This is a genomic window from Streptomyces sp. DH-12 (assembly GCF_002899455.1).
GTDB lineage: Bacteria > Actinomycetota > Actinomycetes > Streptomycetales > Streptomycetaceae > Streptomyces.
This window is the reverse complement of the sequence record NZ_PPFB01000001.1, coordinates 822,163-838,215: the sequence shown is the minus strand read 5'-3', so window position 1 is coordinate 838,215 and position 16,053 is coordinate 822,163. Positions and strand designations below refer to the sequence as shown.

Sequence of the window (16,053 nt, the reverse complement as noted above, 5' to 3'; positions counted from 1 at the left end):
CGGTCAGTCCCCGGTGAGCCGGGCGCGGGCCGCCTCCCACCGCCGGGCGTCGCCGCGCGGCTCGTAGCGGGTGAGCGGCTGGGTGGCGGCCAGCAGCCGCCGCGTGCCGGGAAGATCGCCGGCCCGCCCCTGGGCGCGGGCCTGTACCAGCACGTTGCCGAACGCCGCCGCCTCGGTCGGTCCGGCCACCACCGGCAGCCCGCAGGCGTCGGCGGTGAGCTGGCACAGCAGGGCGTTGCGGGCGCCGCCGCCCACGACGTGCACCACGTCCACGCTCCGTGCGGCGAGCCGCTGCGCGTCCTCGACGGCGGTGCGGTGGGCCAGGGCGAGCGAGTCGAGGATGCAGCGCACGGTCGCGGCGGGGGAGTCCGGCACCGACTGCCCCGAGGCGCGGCACGCCTCGGCGATCCGCTCCGGCATCCGCCCCGGCGCGAGGAACGCGCTGTCCCCGGCGTCCACCACCGACCGCAGCGCCGGCGCCCCGGCCGCCTCCCGCAGCAGCGCGCCCAGGTTCGGCTCGCCCCAGGCCCGCAGGCACTCCTGGAGCAGCCACAGGCCCATGATGTTGCGCAGGTAGCGGACCGTGCCGTCGAGCCCCAGCTCGTTGGTGAAGTTCGCGGCCCGGCTCTCCTCGGTCAGCACCGGCGCGTCCAGCTCCAGCCCGGCCAGCGACCAGGTGCCGGTGCAGATGTACGCGAACCGCTCGCCGTCCGCCGGCACCGCGGCCACCGCGGACGCCGTGTCGTGCGAGGCGACCGCCGTCACCGGCACCGGCCCGGTCAGCCCGGTCTCCTCCAGCACCTCGGGCCGCAGCACTCCGGCCGGGTCGCCGGGCAGGCGCAGCGGCGGGAACAGCCCGAGGTCGATGCCCAGCCGCTCCGCCACCCCGTGCGCCCAGGTGCGGGTGCGGGGGTCGATCAGCTGGGTGGTCGAGGCGTTGGTCAGCTCGGTGCCCTGCTCCCCGGTCAGCCAGTACGTCAGCAGGTCGGGCATCAGCAGCAGCCGCTCGGCCTGCGCGAACTGCCGTGTGCCGCGCGCCGCGACGAGCTGGTACAGCGTGTTGAACGGCGCGTACTGCAGCCCGGTCGCCGCGTACAGCTCCCCGGCGGGCACGGTCGCCCACACCTTCTCGGCGACCGTGTCCGTCCGGCCGTCGCGGTAGTGCACGGGATTGCCGAGCAGCGCCCCGTCCGCGTCCAGCAGCCCGTGGTCGACGGCCCAGCTGTCGATGCCGACGGAGTCGGCCGCGCCGGCCGCCCGCAGCCCGTCCAGCACCCCGGCGTACAGCCCCAGGACGTCCCAGCGCAGCCCCTCCGGCACCCGCACCGGGCGGTTCGGGAACCGGTGCGCCTCCGTCAGCTCCAGACGGCCGGGGCCGACCCGGCCGACCATGACGCGCCCGCTGGACGCCCCGAGGTCGACCGCCGCGTACGCCCCCACCCCGCCGCTCATCGCAGGAAGGCGGCGGCGACGCCGGCGTCGACCGGGACGTGCAGTCCGGTGGTGTGGGTGAGGTCGCCCCCGGTGAGCGCGAACACGGCGTTCGCCACGTGCTCCGGAAGCACCTCCCGCTTCAGCAGCGTCCGTTGGGCGTAGAACTCGCCCAGCTTCTCCTCCGGCACCCCGTACACGGCCGCCCGCTGTGCACCCCAGCCGCCCGCGAAGATCCCGGAACCGCGCACCACACCGTCCGGGTTGACGCCGTTGACCCGGATGCCGTGCTCACCCAGCTCGGCGGCGAGCAGGCGCACCTGGTGGGCCTGGTCGGCCTTGGTGGCGGAGTAGGCGATGTTGTTGGGGCCGGCGAACACGGCGTTCTTCGACGCGATGTAGACGATGTCGCCGCCCAGCTCCTGCGCGGTCATCACCCGGGCCGCCTCGCGCGAGACGAGGAAGGAGCCGCGGGCCATGATGTCGTGCTGGAGGTCCCAGTCCTTCGCGGACGTCTCGAGCAGCGGCTTGGAGATCGAGATACCGGCGTTGTTCACCACCAGGTCGACTCCCCCGAAGGCGAGCACGGCGGCCTTGAAGGCATCCGCGATCTGCTCCTCGGACGTCACGTCGACGGTCACGGCGACGGCCTTGTCGGAGCCGCCCAGCTCCTCGGCGACCCGCTCGGCGTTCTCCCCGTTGAGGTCGGCCACGACGACACACGCGCCCTCGGCCACCAGCCGCTGGGCGATCGCCTTGCCGATCCCGCTGCCGGCGCCGGTGACGAGCGCGACGCGCGTCGCGAGCGGCTTGGGCTTCGGCATCCGCTGGAGCTTGGCCTCCTCCAGCGCCCAGTACTCGATGCGGAACTTCTCCGACTCCTCGATCGGCGCGTACGTGGAGACCGCCTCGGCCCCGCGCATCACGTTGATCGCGTTGATGTAGAACTCGCCGGCCACGCGCGCGGTCTGCTTGTCCTTGCCGAAGCTGAACATGCCCACGCCCGGCACCAGCACGATCGCCGGGTCGGCCCCGCGCATCGCGGGGGAGTCGGCCTGCGCGTGCCGCGCGTAATAGGCGGCGTACTCCTCGCGGTAGGCGGCGTGCAGCTCCTTCAGCCGGGCGACCGCCTCGTCGAGCGGGGCGGACGGCGGCAGGTCCAGGACCAGCGGCCGGACCTTGGTGCGCAGGAAGTGGTCCGGGCAGGAGGTCCCCAGCGCGGCCAGCCGCGGGTGCTCGGCGCGGGCCAGGAAGTCCAGTACGGCGTCGGAGTCGTCGAAGTGCCCGACCTGCGGCCGGTCCTGCGAGGCGACGGCCCGCACGTACGGTGCCAGCGCGGCGGCCCGCTCCCGCCGCTCCTCCTCGGACAGCGCCTCGTACCCCTCGATCACCGGCCCGAACGGCTCCGGACGGCCGCGCTCGGCGAGGAACGCCTCGGCGGTGCGGATGATGTGCAGCGAGTTCCGCTCGCACTCCTCGGAGGTGTTCCCCCACGCGGTGATCCCGTGCCCGCCCAGCACACAGCCGATGGCCTGCGGGTTGGCCTCCTTCACGGCGGCGATGTCCAGCCCGAGCTGGAACCCGGGCCGCCGCCACGGCACCCACACCACGGTGTCGCCGAAGCACTCGGCGGTCAGCTTCTCCCCGTCGGCCGCGCAGGCGAGCGCGATCCCGGAGTCGGGGTGGAGGTGGTCGACGTGCGCGGCGTCGACAAGCCCGTGCATCGCGGTGTCGATCGACGGGGCCGCACCCCCCTTGCCGTGCAGGCAGTAGTCGAACGCGGCAACCATCTCGTCCTCGCGCTCCACCCCCGGATACACGTCGACGAGCGCCCGCAGCCGGTCCAGCCGCAACACGGCCAGTCCGTCCTCGGTCAAGGTCCCGAGATCCCCACCGGACCCCTTGACCCACATCAGCTCCACGTCACCCCCGGTGACGGGATCCACCTCCCGCCCCTTGGCGGAGGCGTTCCCTCCGGCGTAGTTGGTGTTCCGGGGATCAGCCCCCAGCCGATGCGACCGAGCAAGCAGAGCAGCGACTTCGCTGTTGATCATGACAACCAGTCCTTGAGGAAGAGGGTGGGCAAACGCCCCTCCAGGGGCGCGGGGAACTGCGCGACCAGCCGGGACGAACCCGCAGTCCGCGACGAACAGGAAACCGGCAGACGCTCACGCCCCCCAGCCGGCCTGCTCCCCGCCGATCCGCTCGGCCACGATCTTCTCGGCCCACCCCGACCGCGCGTACGCCGCCATGGGATCGGGATCCAGCCCCATCTCCTCCCGCACCTCCCGCAGCAGCGGACGGACGTCCGTGTTGAACGCGTCCATCAGCACGGCGTTCGCGCCGAGCACATCCCCCGCGCGCTGAGCCTCGGCCAACGCGTCCCGATCGACCGACAACGCCTTGGCGGTGGCTTCCTGCACGTTCATGACGGACCGGATGATGGCGGGAATCTTCGATTCCACGTTGTGGCACTGATCCAGCATGAACGCCACGTCCCCCGACAACCCGCCCCCGCGGACCACCTCGTACATGATCCGGAACAACTGGAACGGGTCGGCCGCGCCGACCATCAGGTCGTCGTCCGCGTAGAACCGCGAGTTGAAGTCGAACCCCCCGAGCTTCCCCTCCCGCAGCAGCGTCGCCACGATGAACTCGATGTTGGTGCCGGGCGCGTGATGCCCCGTGTCCACCACCACCTGAGCCTTCGGTCCCAGCTTCAGACAGTGTGCGTACGCCGTCCCCCAGTCGGGGACGTCCGTCGTGTAGAACGCCGGCTCGAACAGCTTGTACTCCAGCAGCATCCGCTGGTCGTCGCCGAGCCGCTCGTACACCTCGGCGAGCGCCTCCGCCAGCCGGTCCTGCCGGGCCCGGACGTCGTCCTGCCCGGGATAGTTCGTCCCGTCGGCGAACCACAGCTTCAGGTCCTTGGAGCCGGTCGCGTCCATGATGCCGACGCACTCCAGCAGATGGTCCACGGCCTTCCTGCGCACGGCCGCGTCCGGGTGGCAGACGGAGCCGAGGCGGTAGTCGTCGTCCTGGAAGGTGTTGGAGTTGATCGCGCCGAGCCGCAGCCCGCGGTTCTCGGCGTGCCGGGCCAGCGCCGCGTAGTCGTCGACCCTGTCCCAGGGGATGTGCAGCGCCACGGTCGGCGCCACGCCCGTGAACTCGTGCACCTTCGCCGCGTCGTCCAGCTTCTCCCGCGGATCGCGGGGGACGCCCTGCTGCGCGAACACCTTGAACCGGGTGCCCGAGTTGCCGTACGCCCACGACGGCGTCTCGACGGCCTGGGTCTTGAGGGCGGCTTTCACCGCGGCGCGCTCGGTCACGTCAGGGCTCCTGTGACATCGGGTCGTGACGACCACTGGATGAAACGATTCAGAACGCGAAGCTAGGTGCCTCCCGCAGGGGTGTCAACCCCTGCGGCCCTGCCGGTCCGCCGTGACCTGCGCGTGATCTGGAGCCGCTGAAAGTTTTTCGACCGGGACCCATTGACGTGACATGTGTGACGCGCCTAACGTCCCGGCAATCCAGTTGAAACCTTTCACGGCGTCGCCAGGGCCGCCCCGCCGACGTCGTCGAGGAGCCCTCATGACCCACCCGTCCGACACGGGTCCGGCCCCGGTTCTCGCGCTCAAGGGCATCTCCAAGTCCTTCGGCGCGGTCCGTGCGCTGCGGGACGTCTCCCTGGAGCTGTTCCCCGGGGAGGTGCACGCCCTGGCCGGAGAGAACGGAGCCGGCAAGTCGACCCTCATCAAGACGCTCGCCGGAGTGCACCGGCCGGACGCCGGCCAGGTGCTGCTCGACGGCGAGCCCGTCGTCTTCCACGGCCCCGGTGACGCCCGCGACGCCGGCATCGCCGTGATCTACCAGGAGCCCACGCTCTTCCCCGACCTGTCGATCGCCGAGAACATCTTCATGGGCCGGCAGCCCCGGAAGGCGCTCGGCCGGATCGACCACCGCGCCACCCACGACGCCACCACCGCCCTGATGCGGCGGCTCGGCGTCGCACTGGACCCGGACCGGCCCGCCCGCGGACTGTCCATCGCCGACCAGCAGATCGTCGAGATCGCCAAGGCGCTCTCCTTCGACGCCCGCGTCCTGATCATGGACGAGCCCACCGCCGCCCTCACCCACAGCGAGGTCGCCCGCCTCTTCGGCGTCGTGCGCACCCTGCGCGAACAGGGCGCCGCGGTCCTGTTCATCTCCCACCGCCTGGAGGAGATCTTCCAGATCTGCCAGAGGGTCACCACGCTCCGCGACGGCGCCTGGATCTCCAGCGAGCCACTGGACGGCATGACCGAGGACGACCTGGTCCGCCGCATGGTCGGACGTGACCTGGCCGAGCTCTACCCGAAGCAGGCCGTCACACCCGGCGAGGTCGCTCTCAGCGTGCGCCGACTCACCCGCGAGGGCGTCTTCACCGACGTCTCCTTCGACGTGCGGCGCGGCGAGATCGTGGGCCTCGCCGGACTGGTCGGCGCCGGACGCACCGAGGTGGCCCGCGCGGTCTTCGGCATCGACCGCTGGGACGCCGGCGAGGTCGAGGTCGACGGACGCAGGCTCACCAACGGCGCCCCGTCCACGGCCATGGCCGCGGGCCTCGCCCTGGTCCCCGAGGACCGGCGCGCCCAGGGCCTGGTGATGGACATGTCCATCGAGCGCAACATCGGCCTCACCGGCCTCCGTACGACCGTGCGGGCCGGCCTGATGGACCGTGGCGCCGAACGCAGCCGCTCCCTCGACTGGGCCGTCAAGCTCCAGGTCAAGTACGCCCGGATCGCCGACACGGTGAACACCCTGTCCGGCGGCAACCAGCAGAAGGTCGTCCTCGCCAAGTGGCTCGCCACCGGACCGAAGGTACTGATCGTCGACGAGCCCACGCGCGGCATCGACGTCGGCACCAAGGCCGAGGTGCACCGGCTGCTGTCGCAGCTCGCCGCCGACGGCGTCGCCGTCCTGATGATCTCCTCCGACCTGCCCGAGATCCTCGGTATGGCCGACCGCGTGCTGGTGATGCACGAGGGCCGCCTCACCGCCGAGATCCCCCGCACCGACGCCACCGAGGAAACCGTGATGGCCGCAGCCACGGGGAGGGCCGCCGCATGACGGTCGCCGCTCCCGACGAAGTCCCCGTCGCCGAGGCGCCGCAGGCCGGCGCCACCCGGCTGGTGGACCGCGTCTTCAAGATGCGCGAACTCGCCATCCTCGTCGTCTTCCTGGTGATGATCGCCGTCACCCAGGCCGGCAACAGCGCGTTCCTGTCCGAACAGGGCATCAAGGACCTGCTGCTGAACGCGACCATCCTGGTCCTGGTCGCCACCGGCCAGTCCCTGGTCGTCATCACCCGCAACGTCGACCTGTCCGTCGGCTCCACCCTCGGCATCAGCGCCTTCGCCGCCGGTGTCTACCTCCAGGACGGCGGAAACCCGGTCGTCGCCGTCGCCCTCGCCGTCCTGCTCGGCATCGGCTTCGGACTGCTCAACGGCCTGCTCGTCAGCCTCGGCCAGGTGCCCGCGCTCGTCGTCACCCTCGGCACGATGTACATCATCCGCGGCATCGACTCCGTCTGGGTCGGCTCCCGTCAGATCACCGCCGCCGACCTCCCCGGCGGATTCGTCGACTTCGGTTCCGGCGGCATCTCGGCCGTGCCGTATCTGGCGCTGATCGCGCTCGCGGTGCTCGTGGCGACGGCGTACTACCTCAAGCACTTCGGCAGCGGACGCGAGCTGTACGCGCTCGGATCCAACCCGGAGGCCGCCCGGCTCGCCGGCATCCCCGTACGCAAGAGGATCCTCGCCGCGTACACCTTCTGCGGCGCCCTCGCCGGCCTCGCGGGCGCCCTGTACCTGGCCCGGTTCGGCAACGTCGACTCCGGCACCGGGAACGGCTACGAACTCACCGTCGTCAGCGCGGTCGTGGTCGGCGGCGTGATCTTCACCGGCGGCTCCGGCAGCGTCTACGGCGCGGCTCTCGGCGCGCTGCTGCTGACCTCCATCAACAGCGTGCTGCCCGCCCTCGGAGTCAGCTCCGTGTGGGTGCTCGCCATCAACGGCATCCTGCTCATCCTCGCCATCGCGGTCGACCGGATCGTCGCGCTGCGCGTGGCCTCCGCCCTGAAGAAGAGGAACGCCCGCCATGCCTGAGTCCCTGACGCGCGCCGTCCGCTGGGACACCGTGGTCGGCGCCCTGCTCGTGGTCGTCCTGCTGCTGTCGTTCACCACCGTCGACGGCTTCGGCAACGCCCTCAACCTGTCGTTCCTCATCGGCAACACCCTGCCGATCGCGCTGATCGCCCTCCCCATGACGCTGCTCGTGGTGTCCGGCGAGATCGACCTGTCCGTGGCGTCCACGGCCGGCCTGTCCGGTGCGGTGATGGGCGCGCTGTGGAACCAGGGCATGGCCATCGAGGCGATCATTCCGATCTGCCTCGTGATCGGTGCCGTCTGCGGCCTGATCAACGGCCTGCTGGTGACCCGTCTCGGACTGCCGTCCCTCGCCGTCACCATCGGCACCCTCGCCGCCTACCGGGGCATCGCACAGATCGTGCTCGGCTCCGACGCGGTGACCGACTTCCCCACCCAGTACCTGGACTTCGCCGCCGGACGCATCGGCGACACGTTCGTCCCGTACGCCCTCCTGCCCTTCCTGGTGCTGCTCGCGATCGCCGTCGTCGCCCTGCACGCCACTCCGTTCGGCCGGTCGCTGTTCGCGATCGGCGCGAGCGAGGAGGCGGCGCGGTTCGCCGGCATCCGCGTCAAGCGGCAGAAGCTGATCCTGTTCACCCTGACGGGGCTCATGGCCTCCCTCACGGGTGTCTTCTGGGCGTTGCACTACGCCAGTGCCCGCTACGACAACGCCACCGGCCTCGAACTCTCCGTCGTGGCGGCGGTGTTGCTCGGCGGCATCGACTTCGACGGCGGCAAGGGGACGCTCGGCGGCGCGATTGCCGGTGTCTTCCTGCTCGGCGCACTGCAGAACGTGATGAGCCTGCAGGACGTGTCCGCGCAGTCCCAGATCGTCGTCACCGGTGTGCTGCTGGTCCTGTCGGTCCTCGGTCCCCGTGTCGCCCGGCAGATCGCCGTCGCACGTGCCGGACGCCGGTCGGCCGCCGCACCACCGGCGTCCAAGGCGCCCACCCCGACTCCCTGAAAAACTTCTCGCTCCCAAGGAACCCATCATGCGCAAGGCATCCCTCCGCCGTACCTGCGCGGCGCTCGCCGCCGTCACCTCCCTCGCCCTGGCCGCCACCGCCTGCGGCGGCACCACCAAGGAGGACGTCGAGAACGAGGGCGGCGCCGCCGCCTCCGCCGGCAAGGCCGACCCGGACGCCGCGACCAAGAAGGGCCTGACCGTCGGCTTCCTGCCCAAGCAGGTCAACAACCCGTACTTCACCACCGCCGACAAGGGCGGCGAGAAGGCCGTCAAGGAACTCGGCTCCACCTTCAAGGAGGTCGGCCCCACCAGCGCCACCGACACCGCAGGCCAGGTGTCCTACGTCAACACGCTCACCCAGCAGCAGGTCGACGCGATGGCCGTCTCCGCGCAGGACCCCGGTGCCCTGTGCACCGCGCTCAAGCAGGCCATGAAGAACGGCATCAAGGTCGTCACCTACGACTCCGACACCACCCCCAGCTGCCGCAACGCCTTCGTCTCCCAGGCGTCCGCCGAGGACCTCGGCCGCACCGAGGTGCAGCTGCTCGCCGAACAGATCGGCTACAAGGGCGAGATCGCGATCCTGTCCGCCGCGCAGACCGCGACCAACCAGAACACCTGGATCGAGTTCATGAAGGACGAGCTCGAGGACCCCAAGTACAAGGACATGAAGCTGGTCGAGGTCGCCTACGGCAACGACGACGCCCAGCAGTCGTTCCAGCAGACCCAGGGTCTGCTCCAGGAGCACCCGAACCTGAAGGGGATCATCTCCCCGACCACCGTCGGCATCAAGGCCGCCGCCCAGTACCTGTCCGGCTCCACGTACAAGGGCAAGGTCAAGCTGACCGGCCTCGGCACCCCCAACGACATGCGCCAGTACGTCAAGAACGGCACCGTCGAGGCGTTCGAGCTCTGGGACCCGGCCAAGCTCGGCGAGCTGGCCGCCCGTACCGCCGTCGCCCTGGCCTCCGGCCAGATCACCGGCAAGGAGGGCGAGCCCTTCACGGCCGGCGCGATGGGCGAGTACACCATCGGCGAGGACGGCGTGATCAACCTCGGCAAGCCCACCGTCTTCAACGCCGACAACATCGACCAGTTCGACTTCTGACCCCCACCGGGCTGCTTGAGGAAGGGCGGTGCTCCGTGCGACGCGTCTGTTTCCTGCTCAAGGTCCGCCAGGACCGCATCGACGAGTACCGCGCACGCCATGCCGCCGTGTGGCCCGAGATGCGCGAGGCGCTCTCGGCCACCGGCTGGCACAACTACTCCCTGTTCCTGCGCGACGACGGCCTCCTCGTCGGCTACCTGGAGACCGACGACTTCGAGGCGGCGAAGGCCGGCATGGCGGCCACCGGGGTCAACGCCCGCTGGCAGGCCGAGATGGCGCCCTTCTTCGAGTCCCTCGACGGCTCCCGGCCCGACGAGGCGATGACCCCGCTCACCGAGGTCTTCCACCTCGACTGACGGTCACGGTCCCCTCCCGCCCGTGGCCGGAAAGGGGCGGACGTGCGGGTAGTGTGAAGCCCGCCGCCGCCCCCTCTCCCGTAGTCCTGGAGGTTCCTGTCCGATGGCCCAGTCGGTGGGTATCAAGGACGTCGCCCGCGTCGCCGGAGTCTCCGTCGGCACCGTCTCCAATGTGATCAACCGCCCGGACACGGTCGCCGCCGGGACCCGGGCCCGGGTGCTGTCCGCCATCGACCGGCTCGGCTACGTCCGCAGCGAGTCCGCCCGCCAGCTGCGCGCCGGCCGCAGCCGCATCATGGGCCTGCTCGTCCTCGACATGGGCAACCCCTTCTTCGTCGACGTGGCGCGCGGCGCCGAGCGGGCCGCGCGCGCGGCCGGCCTCGGCGTCATGGTCTGCAACAGCGCCCAGAGCCCCAGCGAGGAGGCCGAGTACCTGTCGCTCTTCGCCGAGCAGCGGGTGCGGGGCGTGCTCCTCACCCCCGCCGACGCCACCGGCCGCACCATCGAGGCGTTCCGCCGGCACGGCATCCCGTTCGTCCTGGTCGACCGGGTCGCCGAGGGCACCACCGAGTGCTCGGTCTCCGTCGACGACGTGGCCGGCGGCGCCCTGGCCGTGCGGCACCTGGTCGACGCCGGGCACCGCTCCCTCGCGTACGTCAGCGGCCCGCCCGGACTCCATCAGGTCAGGGACCGCCGCACCGGCGCGCTGAACGCCCTCGCCGAGGCCGGGCTCGGCCCCGACAGCCTGCACGAGCTGCCCACCGAACGGCTCGACGTGGCCGCCGGACGCGACGCGGGCGCCCGGCTCCTCGGCCTGGCCCGCCGCCCCACCGCCGTGTTCTGCGCGAACGACCTGCTCGCCCTCGGCGTGCTCCAGGCGATGTACGCGGCCGGCGTCGGCGTCCCCGACGACCTGGCCATCGTCGGCTACGACGACATCGAGTTCGCCGCCGCGGCGGCCGTGCCGCTCACCTCCGTGCGGCAGCCCGCCGTCACCATGGGGGCGCTGGCGGCCGAACTGCTGCTGGAGGAGACCGAGACCACGGACACCCCGCACGAGCACCGCCGGGTCGTGCTCGCCCCGGAACTGGTGGTGCGGCGCTCCAGCCTGTCGGCGCGCTGACCGCCGTTCAGAAACATTTTCATGATCCCGGGGTCGTTGGCCGCAGGAACATGTGCTGAACTGGTCGCGGCCCGACAATCCGTACGTCCCGGGAGTTCCGTTGACCGCCACCTACCGCCAGCCCGGAGTGGTCCTCACCGACCGCCGGTTCACCGTGCCCCTCGATCACGACAACCCCTCGGGCGAGACGATCGAGCTGTACGCGCGCGAGGTCGTCGCGAGCGAGAAGGCGGACCGGGACCTGCCCTGGCTGCTCTACCTCCAGGGCGGCCCCGGCTTCGGGGCGAACCGTTTCGTCGGAAAGCAGGCCTGGCTCGGCCGCGCCCTGGAGGACCACCGGGTGCTGCTCCTCGACCAGCGCGGCACCGGCAGCTCGACCCCCGCCAACCGGCAGACGCTCCCGCTGCGCGGCGGCCCCGCCGAGCAGGCCGACTACCTCACGCACTTCCGCTCCGACTCGATCGTGCGGGACTGCGAGGCCATCCGCCCCCAGGTGACCGGCGGCGCCCCGTGGACGGTCCTCGGCCAGAGCTTCGGCGGCTTCTGCACCGTCGCCTACCTCTCCCTGGCCCCCGAGGGCCTGGACACCGCCCTGATCACCGGCGGCCTGCCCTCCCTCGACGCGCACGCCGACGACGTCTACCGGGCCGCCTACCCGCGCATCGAGCGCAAGGTCGCCGCCCACTACGCCCGCTACCCGCAGGACGTCGAGCGCGCCCGCCGCATCGCCGACCACCTCCTCACCCACGACGTGGTCCTGCCGAACGGCTACCGGTTCACCGTCGAGGCGTTCCAGTCCCTCGGACAGATGCTCGGCAGCGGCGACGGCAGCCACCGCCTGCACCACCTCCTCGAGGACGCCTTCGTCCCCACCCCGGCCGGCCCCGCCCTCTCCGACGCCTTCCAGGAGCAGGCGCAGGCCCTGCTCTCGTTCGCCGGGCACCCCCTCTACGCACTGGTCCACGAGGCGATCTACGCCCAGGACGCCCGCCCCACCGCCTGGTCCGCCGAACGCGTCCGCGCCGAGTTCCCGCGGTTCGACGCGGCCAAGGCGCTCGCCGGCGACGAACCCCTGCTGTTCACCGGGGAGACCATCCACCCCTGGATGTTCGACTGCGACCCGGCGCTGCGCCCGCTGCGCGAGACCGCCGAACTGCTCGCCGCGCGCACCGACTGGACCCCGCTGTACGACCCGGCCCGCCTGGCCGCCAACGAGGTCCCGGTCGCGGCGGCCGTCTACCACGACGACATGTACGTCGACACCGCGCACTCCCTGGCCACCGCCCGCGCCGTCCGCGGCCTGCGCACCTGGGTGACCGACGAGTTCGAGCACGACGGCGTCCGCACCGGCGGCCCCCGCGTCCTGGACCGCCTGCTCGCCCTCGCCCGCGACGAGGTCTGACCGCGCGCCCCCGTGCGCTGTCGGCGCACGGGGTTAAGGTGCCGGACATGACCGAGCCGACGATCAGTCAACTCCAGCCCATGCCCGACGACTGGCAGCGCGCTCTGGCCGTGGTCGCCCACCCGGACGACCTGGAGTACGGCTGCGCGGCGGCCATCGCCGCCTGGACCGACGCCGGGCGCGAGCTCTCCTACCTGCTGGCGACCCGCGGCGAGGCCGGCATCGACACCCTGGAGCCGGCGCGGTGCGGGCCGCTGCGCGAGCGCGAGCAGCGGGCGAGCGCGGCCGTGGTGGGCGTGTCCGAGGTCGTCTTCCTGGACCACGCGGACGGCGTGATCGAGTACGGTCCTGCCCTGCGCCGGGACATCGCGGCGGCGATCCGCCGGTACCGCCCCGAGCTGGTCATCACGTTGAACCACCGGGACACCTGGGGCGGTCACACCTGGAACACCCCCGACCACGCGGCCGTCGGCCGGGCCACGCTCGACGCGGCCGGGGACGCGGGCAACCGCTGGATCTTCCCCGAGCTGACCGAGCAGGGGCTCGAGCCCTGGGACGGTGTGCGCTGGGTCGCGGTCGCCGGTTCCGACACGCCCACCCACGCGGTGGACGCGACCGACGGACTGGAGCGGGCGGTGCGCTCCCTGCTGGAGCACCGCACCTACATCGAGGCGCTCACCGACGAGGACCCGGAGACGTACGCGCGCACGCTGCTGACCGGCTTCGCCGAGGAGGCCGGGAAGCGGTTCGGCAACCGTCCGGCGGTCGCCTTCGAGCTGTTCCCCCGGTGAGCGTCGTGGGGGGAGACGAGGAACGGCTCGCGCGGAGCTTCGAGGAGCACCGCGCCCACCTCGAGGCGGTCGCCTACCGCATGCTCGGCTCGCTCGCCGAGGCGGAGGACGCGGTGCAGGAGGCGTGGCTGCGGCTGGGCCGGGTGGATCCCGCCGAGATCGACAACCTCGGCGGCTGGCTCACCACCGTGACCGGCAGGATCTGCCTGGACCTGCTGCGCTCGCGCACCGCCCGCCGGGAGCAGCCGATGGACGACACGTTCGTCCCCGACCCGGTGATCCGGCCGCTGTCCCGGGTGGACCCGGAGCAGGAGGCGCTCGAGGCCGACTCGGTGGGCATCGCCCTGCTGGTCGTCCTGGAGAGCCTCGACCCCGACGAGCGGCTGGCGTTCGTGCTGCACGACATGTTCGCCGTGCCCTTCGACGACATCGCACCGGCGGTGGAGCGGTCGCCGGCCGCGACGCGGCAGCTCGCCAGCAGGGCCCGGCGCCGGGTCCGCGACTCCGCCCCGCCGTCCGACCCCGACGCGGGGCGGCAGCGGCAGGCCCTCGACGCCTTCCGCGCCGCCGCGCGCACCGGGGACTTCGAGGCGCTGCTCGCCGTGCTCCACCCGGACGTGGTGCTGCGCGCGGACGCGGGCGCGCTGGTCCAGGGCGTGGCCGGCTCGAAGCGGCTCCAGGGCGCGCGGCGCGTGGCCGAGTCGGCGATGCTGTTCGCCCGCTACGACGCGACCGCCCGCATGGTCCTGGTCAACGGCGCCCCCGGCCTGGTCAGCGTGGCCGGCGGCCGGGCCCGCTCGGTCCTGACGGCCACCGTCCGGGACGGCCGCATCACCGCCCTCTACATCCTGGCGGACCCGGACCGGCTGGCGGGGGTGGTGCTGCCGGACGAGGGGGAGTGAGGGGCCGGCCGGAAGCGCCGGAACGCGTCGGTCGCGCGTTCCGGGATCGCGGAATGAGCGATCTTCACCTCACGCTCCTGGGCTCCGCGACGCCCTGCCCGAGCGTGGACCATCCGTGCTCCGGCTCTCTGGTGCCGTGCGGGGACACCCGCGTCCGGGCGGACGCGGGCAGCGGGACGCCCGGCCGGCTCCAGCGGCACGTGCGGCTGGGCGAGCTCGACGCCGTCCGGATCTCGTATCTGCACGCCGACCCCGGCGCCGCCTTCTCAGTCGGCTGGGCCGCCGCTGCCCCGGGGCGCCGCCCCGCTGTCCGTCCGCTGCGCCGGAATGTCCGGGTGCGGCGCACGGCGTCGTACCGGGCGCAGCCGCAGCCCCTCCGGCATGAACGTGAGCCGTTCCGTCACGCGGAGGCGGTACCCGGGGTCGGGGCGCAGGTCGTAGCGGCGGAGGAGGAGGCCCAGGACCAGGGTCGCCTCGTGCAGGGCGAACTGGCGGCCGATGCAGGCGCGGGCGCCCGTGCCGAACGGCTTGTAGGTGTGGGGCGGCCGGGACCGTACCGCCTGCGGCTCGAAGCGGTCCGGGTCGAAGGCGTCGGCGTCCGTGCCCCAGACCTCGGGGTCGCGGTGCAGCATCGGGACGAGCACCATCGTCCACGCCCCGCGCCGCATCGGGTGCTCGTCCGCCAGCACCGTGTCCCGCGTCGCCTCCCGTGAGTACGCCGGCGCGGTCGGCCACAGCCGCAGCGACTCGTCGAGGACGCGGCGGACGTGGCGGAGCCGGGCGACCTGTTCGTAGGCGGGCGCGTCCGTGTCGCCCCAGACGCGGTCCACCTCGGCGCGGGCGCGGTCCGCCACGTCCGGGTGGAGGGACAGGTGGTGCAGCGCGAAGGACAGCGCGCCCGAGGTGGTCTCGTGCCCGGCGACCAGGAAGGTGATGACCTGCCGGCGCACGTTCTCCGGCGACAGGCGCTCCCCGGTGCGCGGGTGCGCGGTCTCCAGCATCCGGTCCAGCAGGTCGCCGTCCGCGTGCCCGTCCGCGCGCCGGCGGCGGACCACCTCGTCGACGATGCGGCCGAGCCGCGCGATGTCCTCGGCGTTGCGCCGGTTCGCCCGTCGCAGCAGCAGCGGGGCCAGCGGCGGCGGCACGTTGTTCAGCCGCTGCGCGTGGGAGAGGGTGCCGACCATCGCGGTGACGAAGGGGTGCGGACGGGACCGTTCGAAGGAGCCGAAGTCGTGCCCGAACCCGGTGCGGGCGATCGTCTCCAGCGTCAGCTTGGTCATGTCGCCGGGCACGTCCACCCACCGCCCGTCCGCCGCCGCGCGGTCCCAGTGCTCGGTGAGGCGCGCGGCCACCGACAGCATCATCGGGTGGTAGCCGGCCATGGCCTCGCGGCTGAACCCGGGCGCCAGCACGTCGTGCGCGAGCTGCCAGTTGGGCTCGTGGTTGTGGGCGGTGAACAGCCCGTCGCCCGCGAGCGGGCGCAGGTTGGCCACGCCCAGCCCCACGTGTTTGGCGAACCGCGACTCGTCGGCCAGGTCGGCCACCAGCCGGGGGCCCCACGTGAACACGAACTCCCTGCCGAAGGCCCGGCGCCGGAAGATCGGCCCCAGCCGCCGGGCGATCCGCACCGTGTCCTGCACGGGCGTGCGTCTGCCCGCCCCGAGGACGTCGCCGAGCAGCGGCAGCCGGTGCGGCGGATGCGGTATGCGGTGCAGTGCGGGCCAGCCCTGCTCCGCGCTGCGGAACCCTTTCGGCACAGCGGCCCGTGCCGTCGTCTCCGCCATG

13 protein-coding genes are annotated in these 16,053 nt (G+C 72.5%); 9 read left to right on the top strand and 4 right to left on the bottom strand.

All coding sequences use genetic code 11. The features are described 5' to 3' along the window. Window positions 1-3: 3 nt before the first annotated feature. The 3 genes from C1708_RS02815 to rhaI all read right to left on the bottom strand — a co-directional run bounded on the left by C1708_RS02815 (window position 4) and on the right by rhaI (window position 4,760). Window positions 4-1,452, bottom strand: a complete 1,449-nt coding sequence (locus C1708_RS02815) for a rhamnulokinase (protein ID WP_106411134.1) — start codon at window positions 1,450-1,452, stop codon at window positions 4-6. Further along, window positions 1,449-3,485, bottom strand: a complete 2,037-nt coding sequence (locus C1708_RS02810) for a bifunctional aldolase/short-chain dehydrogenase (protein WP_106411133.1) — start codon at window positions 3,483-3,485, stop codon at window positions 1,449-1,451. The genes C1708_RS02815 and C1708_RS02810 overlap by 4 nt, the downstream gene beginning before the upstream one ends. Window positions 3,486-3,599: 114 nt before the next feature. After that, on the bottom strand, window positions 3,600-4,760 hold the full coding sequence (gene rhaI, locus C1708_RS02805; RefSeq protein ID WP_106411132.1) for an L-rhamnose isomerase: 1,161 nt from the start codon (window positions 4,758-4,760) through the stop codon (window positions 3,600-3,602). A gap of 262 nt (window positions 4,761-5,022) precedes the next feature. Here rhaI and C1708_RS02800 point away from each other — a divergent pair, with 262 nt between their 5' ends. The 9 genes from C1708_RS02800 to sigJ all read left to right on the top strand — a co-directional run bounded on the left by C1708_RS02800 (window position 5,023) and on the right by sigJ (window position 14,268). Next, window positions 5,023-6,540 carry a sugar ABC transporter ATP-binding protein gene (locus C1708_RS02800; RefSeq protein ID WP_106411131.1) on the top strand — a complete coding sequence of 506 codons (1,518 nt, stop codon included), beginning with the start codon at window positions 5,023-5,025 and terminating at the stop codon, window positions 6,538-6,540. Then, entirely contained in the window at window positions 6,537-7,577 is a 1,041-nt protein-coding gene (locus tag C1708_RS02795) for an ABC transporter permease (RefSeq protein WP_106411130.1), read from the top strand. The genes C1708_RS02800 and C1708_RS02795 overlap by 4 nt, the downstream gene beginning before the upstream one ends. Continuing rightward, window positions 7,570-8,583, top strand: a complete 1,014-nt coding sequence (locus C1708_RS02790; RefSeq protein ID WP_106411129.1) for an ABC transporter permease — start codon at window positions 7,570-7,572, stop codon at window positions 8,581-8,583. Before C1708_RS02795 ends, C1708_RS02790 begins: the two co-directional genes overlap by 8 nt. A gap of 28 nt (window positions 8,584-8,611) precedes the next feature. Next, a complete protein-coding gene (rhaS, locus tag C1708_RS02785) occupies window positions 8,612-9,694 on the top strand; it encodes a rhamnose ABC transporter substrate-binding protein (RefSeq protein WP_106411128.1) in 1,083 nt (360 codons plus the stop codon). Window positions 9,695-9,729: 35 nt separating this feature from the next. Then, window positions 9,730-10,050, top strand: coding sequence for an L-rhamnose mutarotase (locus tag C1708_RS02780; protein ID WP_106411127.1), 321 nt, complete (start codon window positions 9,730-9,732; stop codon window positions 10,048-10,050). A gap of 103 nt (window positions 10,051-10,153) precedes the next feature. After that, entirely contained in the window at window positions 10,154-11,173 is a 1,020-nt protein-coding gene (locus tag C1708_RS02775; RefSeq protein ID WP_106411126.1) for a LacI family DNA-binding transcriptional regulator, read from the top strand. A gap of 100 nt (window positions 11,174-11,273) precedes the next feature. Further along, complete coding sequence (locus C1708_RS02770; RefSeq protein ID WP_106416118.1) at window positions 11,274-12,575, top strand: alpha/beta fold hydrolase; 1,302 nt, start codon at window positions 11,274-11,276, stop codon at window positions 12,573-12,575. 47 nt (window positions 12,576-12,622) lie between these two features. Continuing rightward, on the top strand, window positions 12,623-13,366 hold the full coding sequence (locus C1708_RS02765; protein WP_106411125.1) for a PIG-L deacetylase family protein: 744 nt from the start codon (window positions 12,623-12,625) through the stop codon (window positions 13,364-13,366). Next, on the top strand, window positions 13,363-14,268 hold the full coding sequence (gene sigJ / locus C1708_RS02760) for an RNA polymerase sigma factor SigJ (RefSeq protein WP_241911141.1): 906 nt from the start codon (window positions 13,363-13,365) through the stop codon (window positions 14,266-14,268). The genes C1708_RS02765 and sigJ overlap by 4 nt, the downstream gene beginning before the upstream one ends. A gap of 266 nt (window positions 14,269-14,534) precedes the next feature. Here the strand turns inward: sigJ and C1708_RS02750 are convergent, their stop codons facing one another. Next, window positions 14,535-16,052 carry a cytochrome P450 gene (locus C1708_RS02750; protein WP_106411123.1) on the bottom strand — a complete coding sequence of 506 codons (1,518 nt, stop codon included), beginning with the start codon at window positions 16,050-16,052 and terminating at the stop codon, window positions 14,535-14,537. Window position 16,053 lies beyond the last annotated feature (1 nt).

Coding starts and splice junctions, on each gene's coding strand:
- C1708_RS02815 (WP_106411134.1), bottom strand. CDS start 1,452: ATGAGCGGCGGGGTGGGGGCGTACGCGGCGGTCGACCTCGGGGCGTCC.
- C1708_RS02810 (WP_106411133.1), bottom strand. CDS start 3,485: ATGATCAACAGCGAAGTCGCTGCTCTGCTTGCTCGGTCGCATCGGCTG.
- C1708_RS02800 (WP_106411131.1), top strand. CDS start 5,023: ATGACCCACCCGTCCGACACGGGTCCGGCCCCGGTTCTCGCGCTCAAG.
- C1708_RS02795 (WP_106411130.1), top strand. CDS start 6,537: ATGACGGTCGCCGCTCCCGACGAAGTCCCCGTCGCCGAGGCGCCGCAG.
- C1708_RS02790 (WP_106411129.1), top strand. CDS start 7,570: ATGCCTGAGTCCCTGACGCGCGCCGTCCGCTGGGACACCGTGGTCGGC.
- rhaS (WP_106411128.1), top strand. CDS start 8,612: ATGCGCAAGGCATCCCTCCGCCGTACCTGCGCGGCGCTCGCCGCCGTC.
- C1708_RS02775 (WP_106411126.1), top strand. CDS start 10,154: ATGGCCCAGTCGGTGGGTATCAAGGACGTCGCCCGCGTCGCCGGAGTC.
- C1708_RS02765 (WP_106411125.1), top strand. CDS start 12,623: ATGACCGAGCCGACGATCAGTCAACTCCAGCCCATGCCCGACGACTGG.
- C1708_RS02750 (WP_106411123.1), bottom strand. CDS start 16,052: ATGGCGGAGACGACGGCACGGGCCGCTGTGCCGAAAGGGTTCCGCAGC.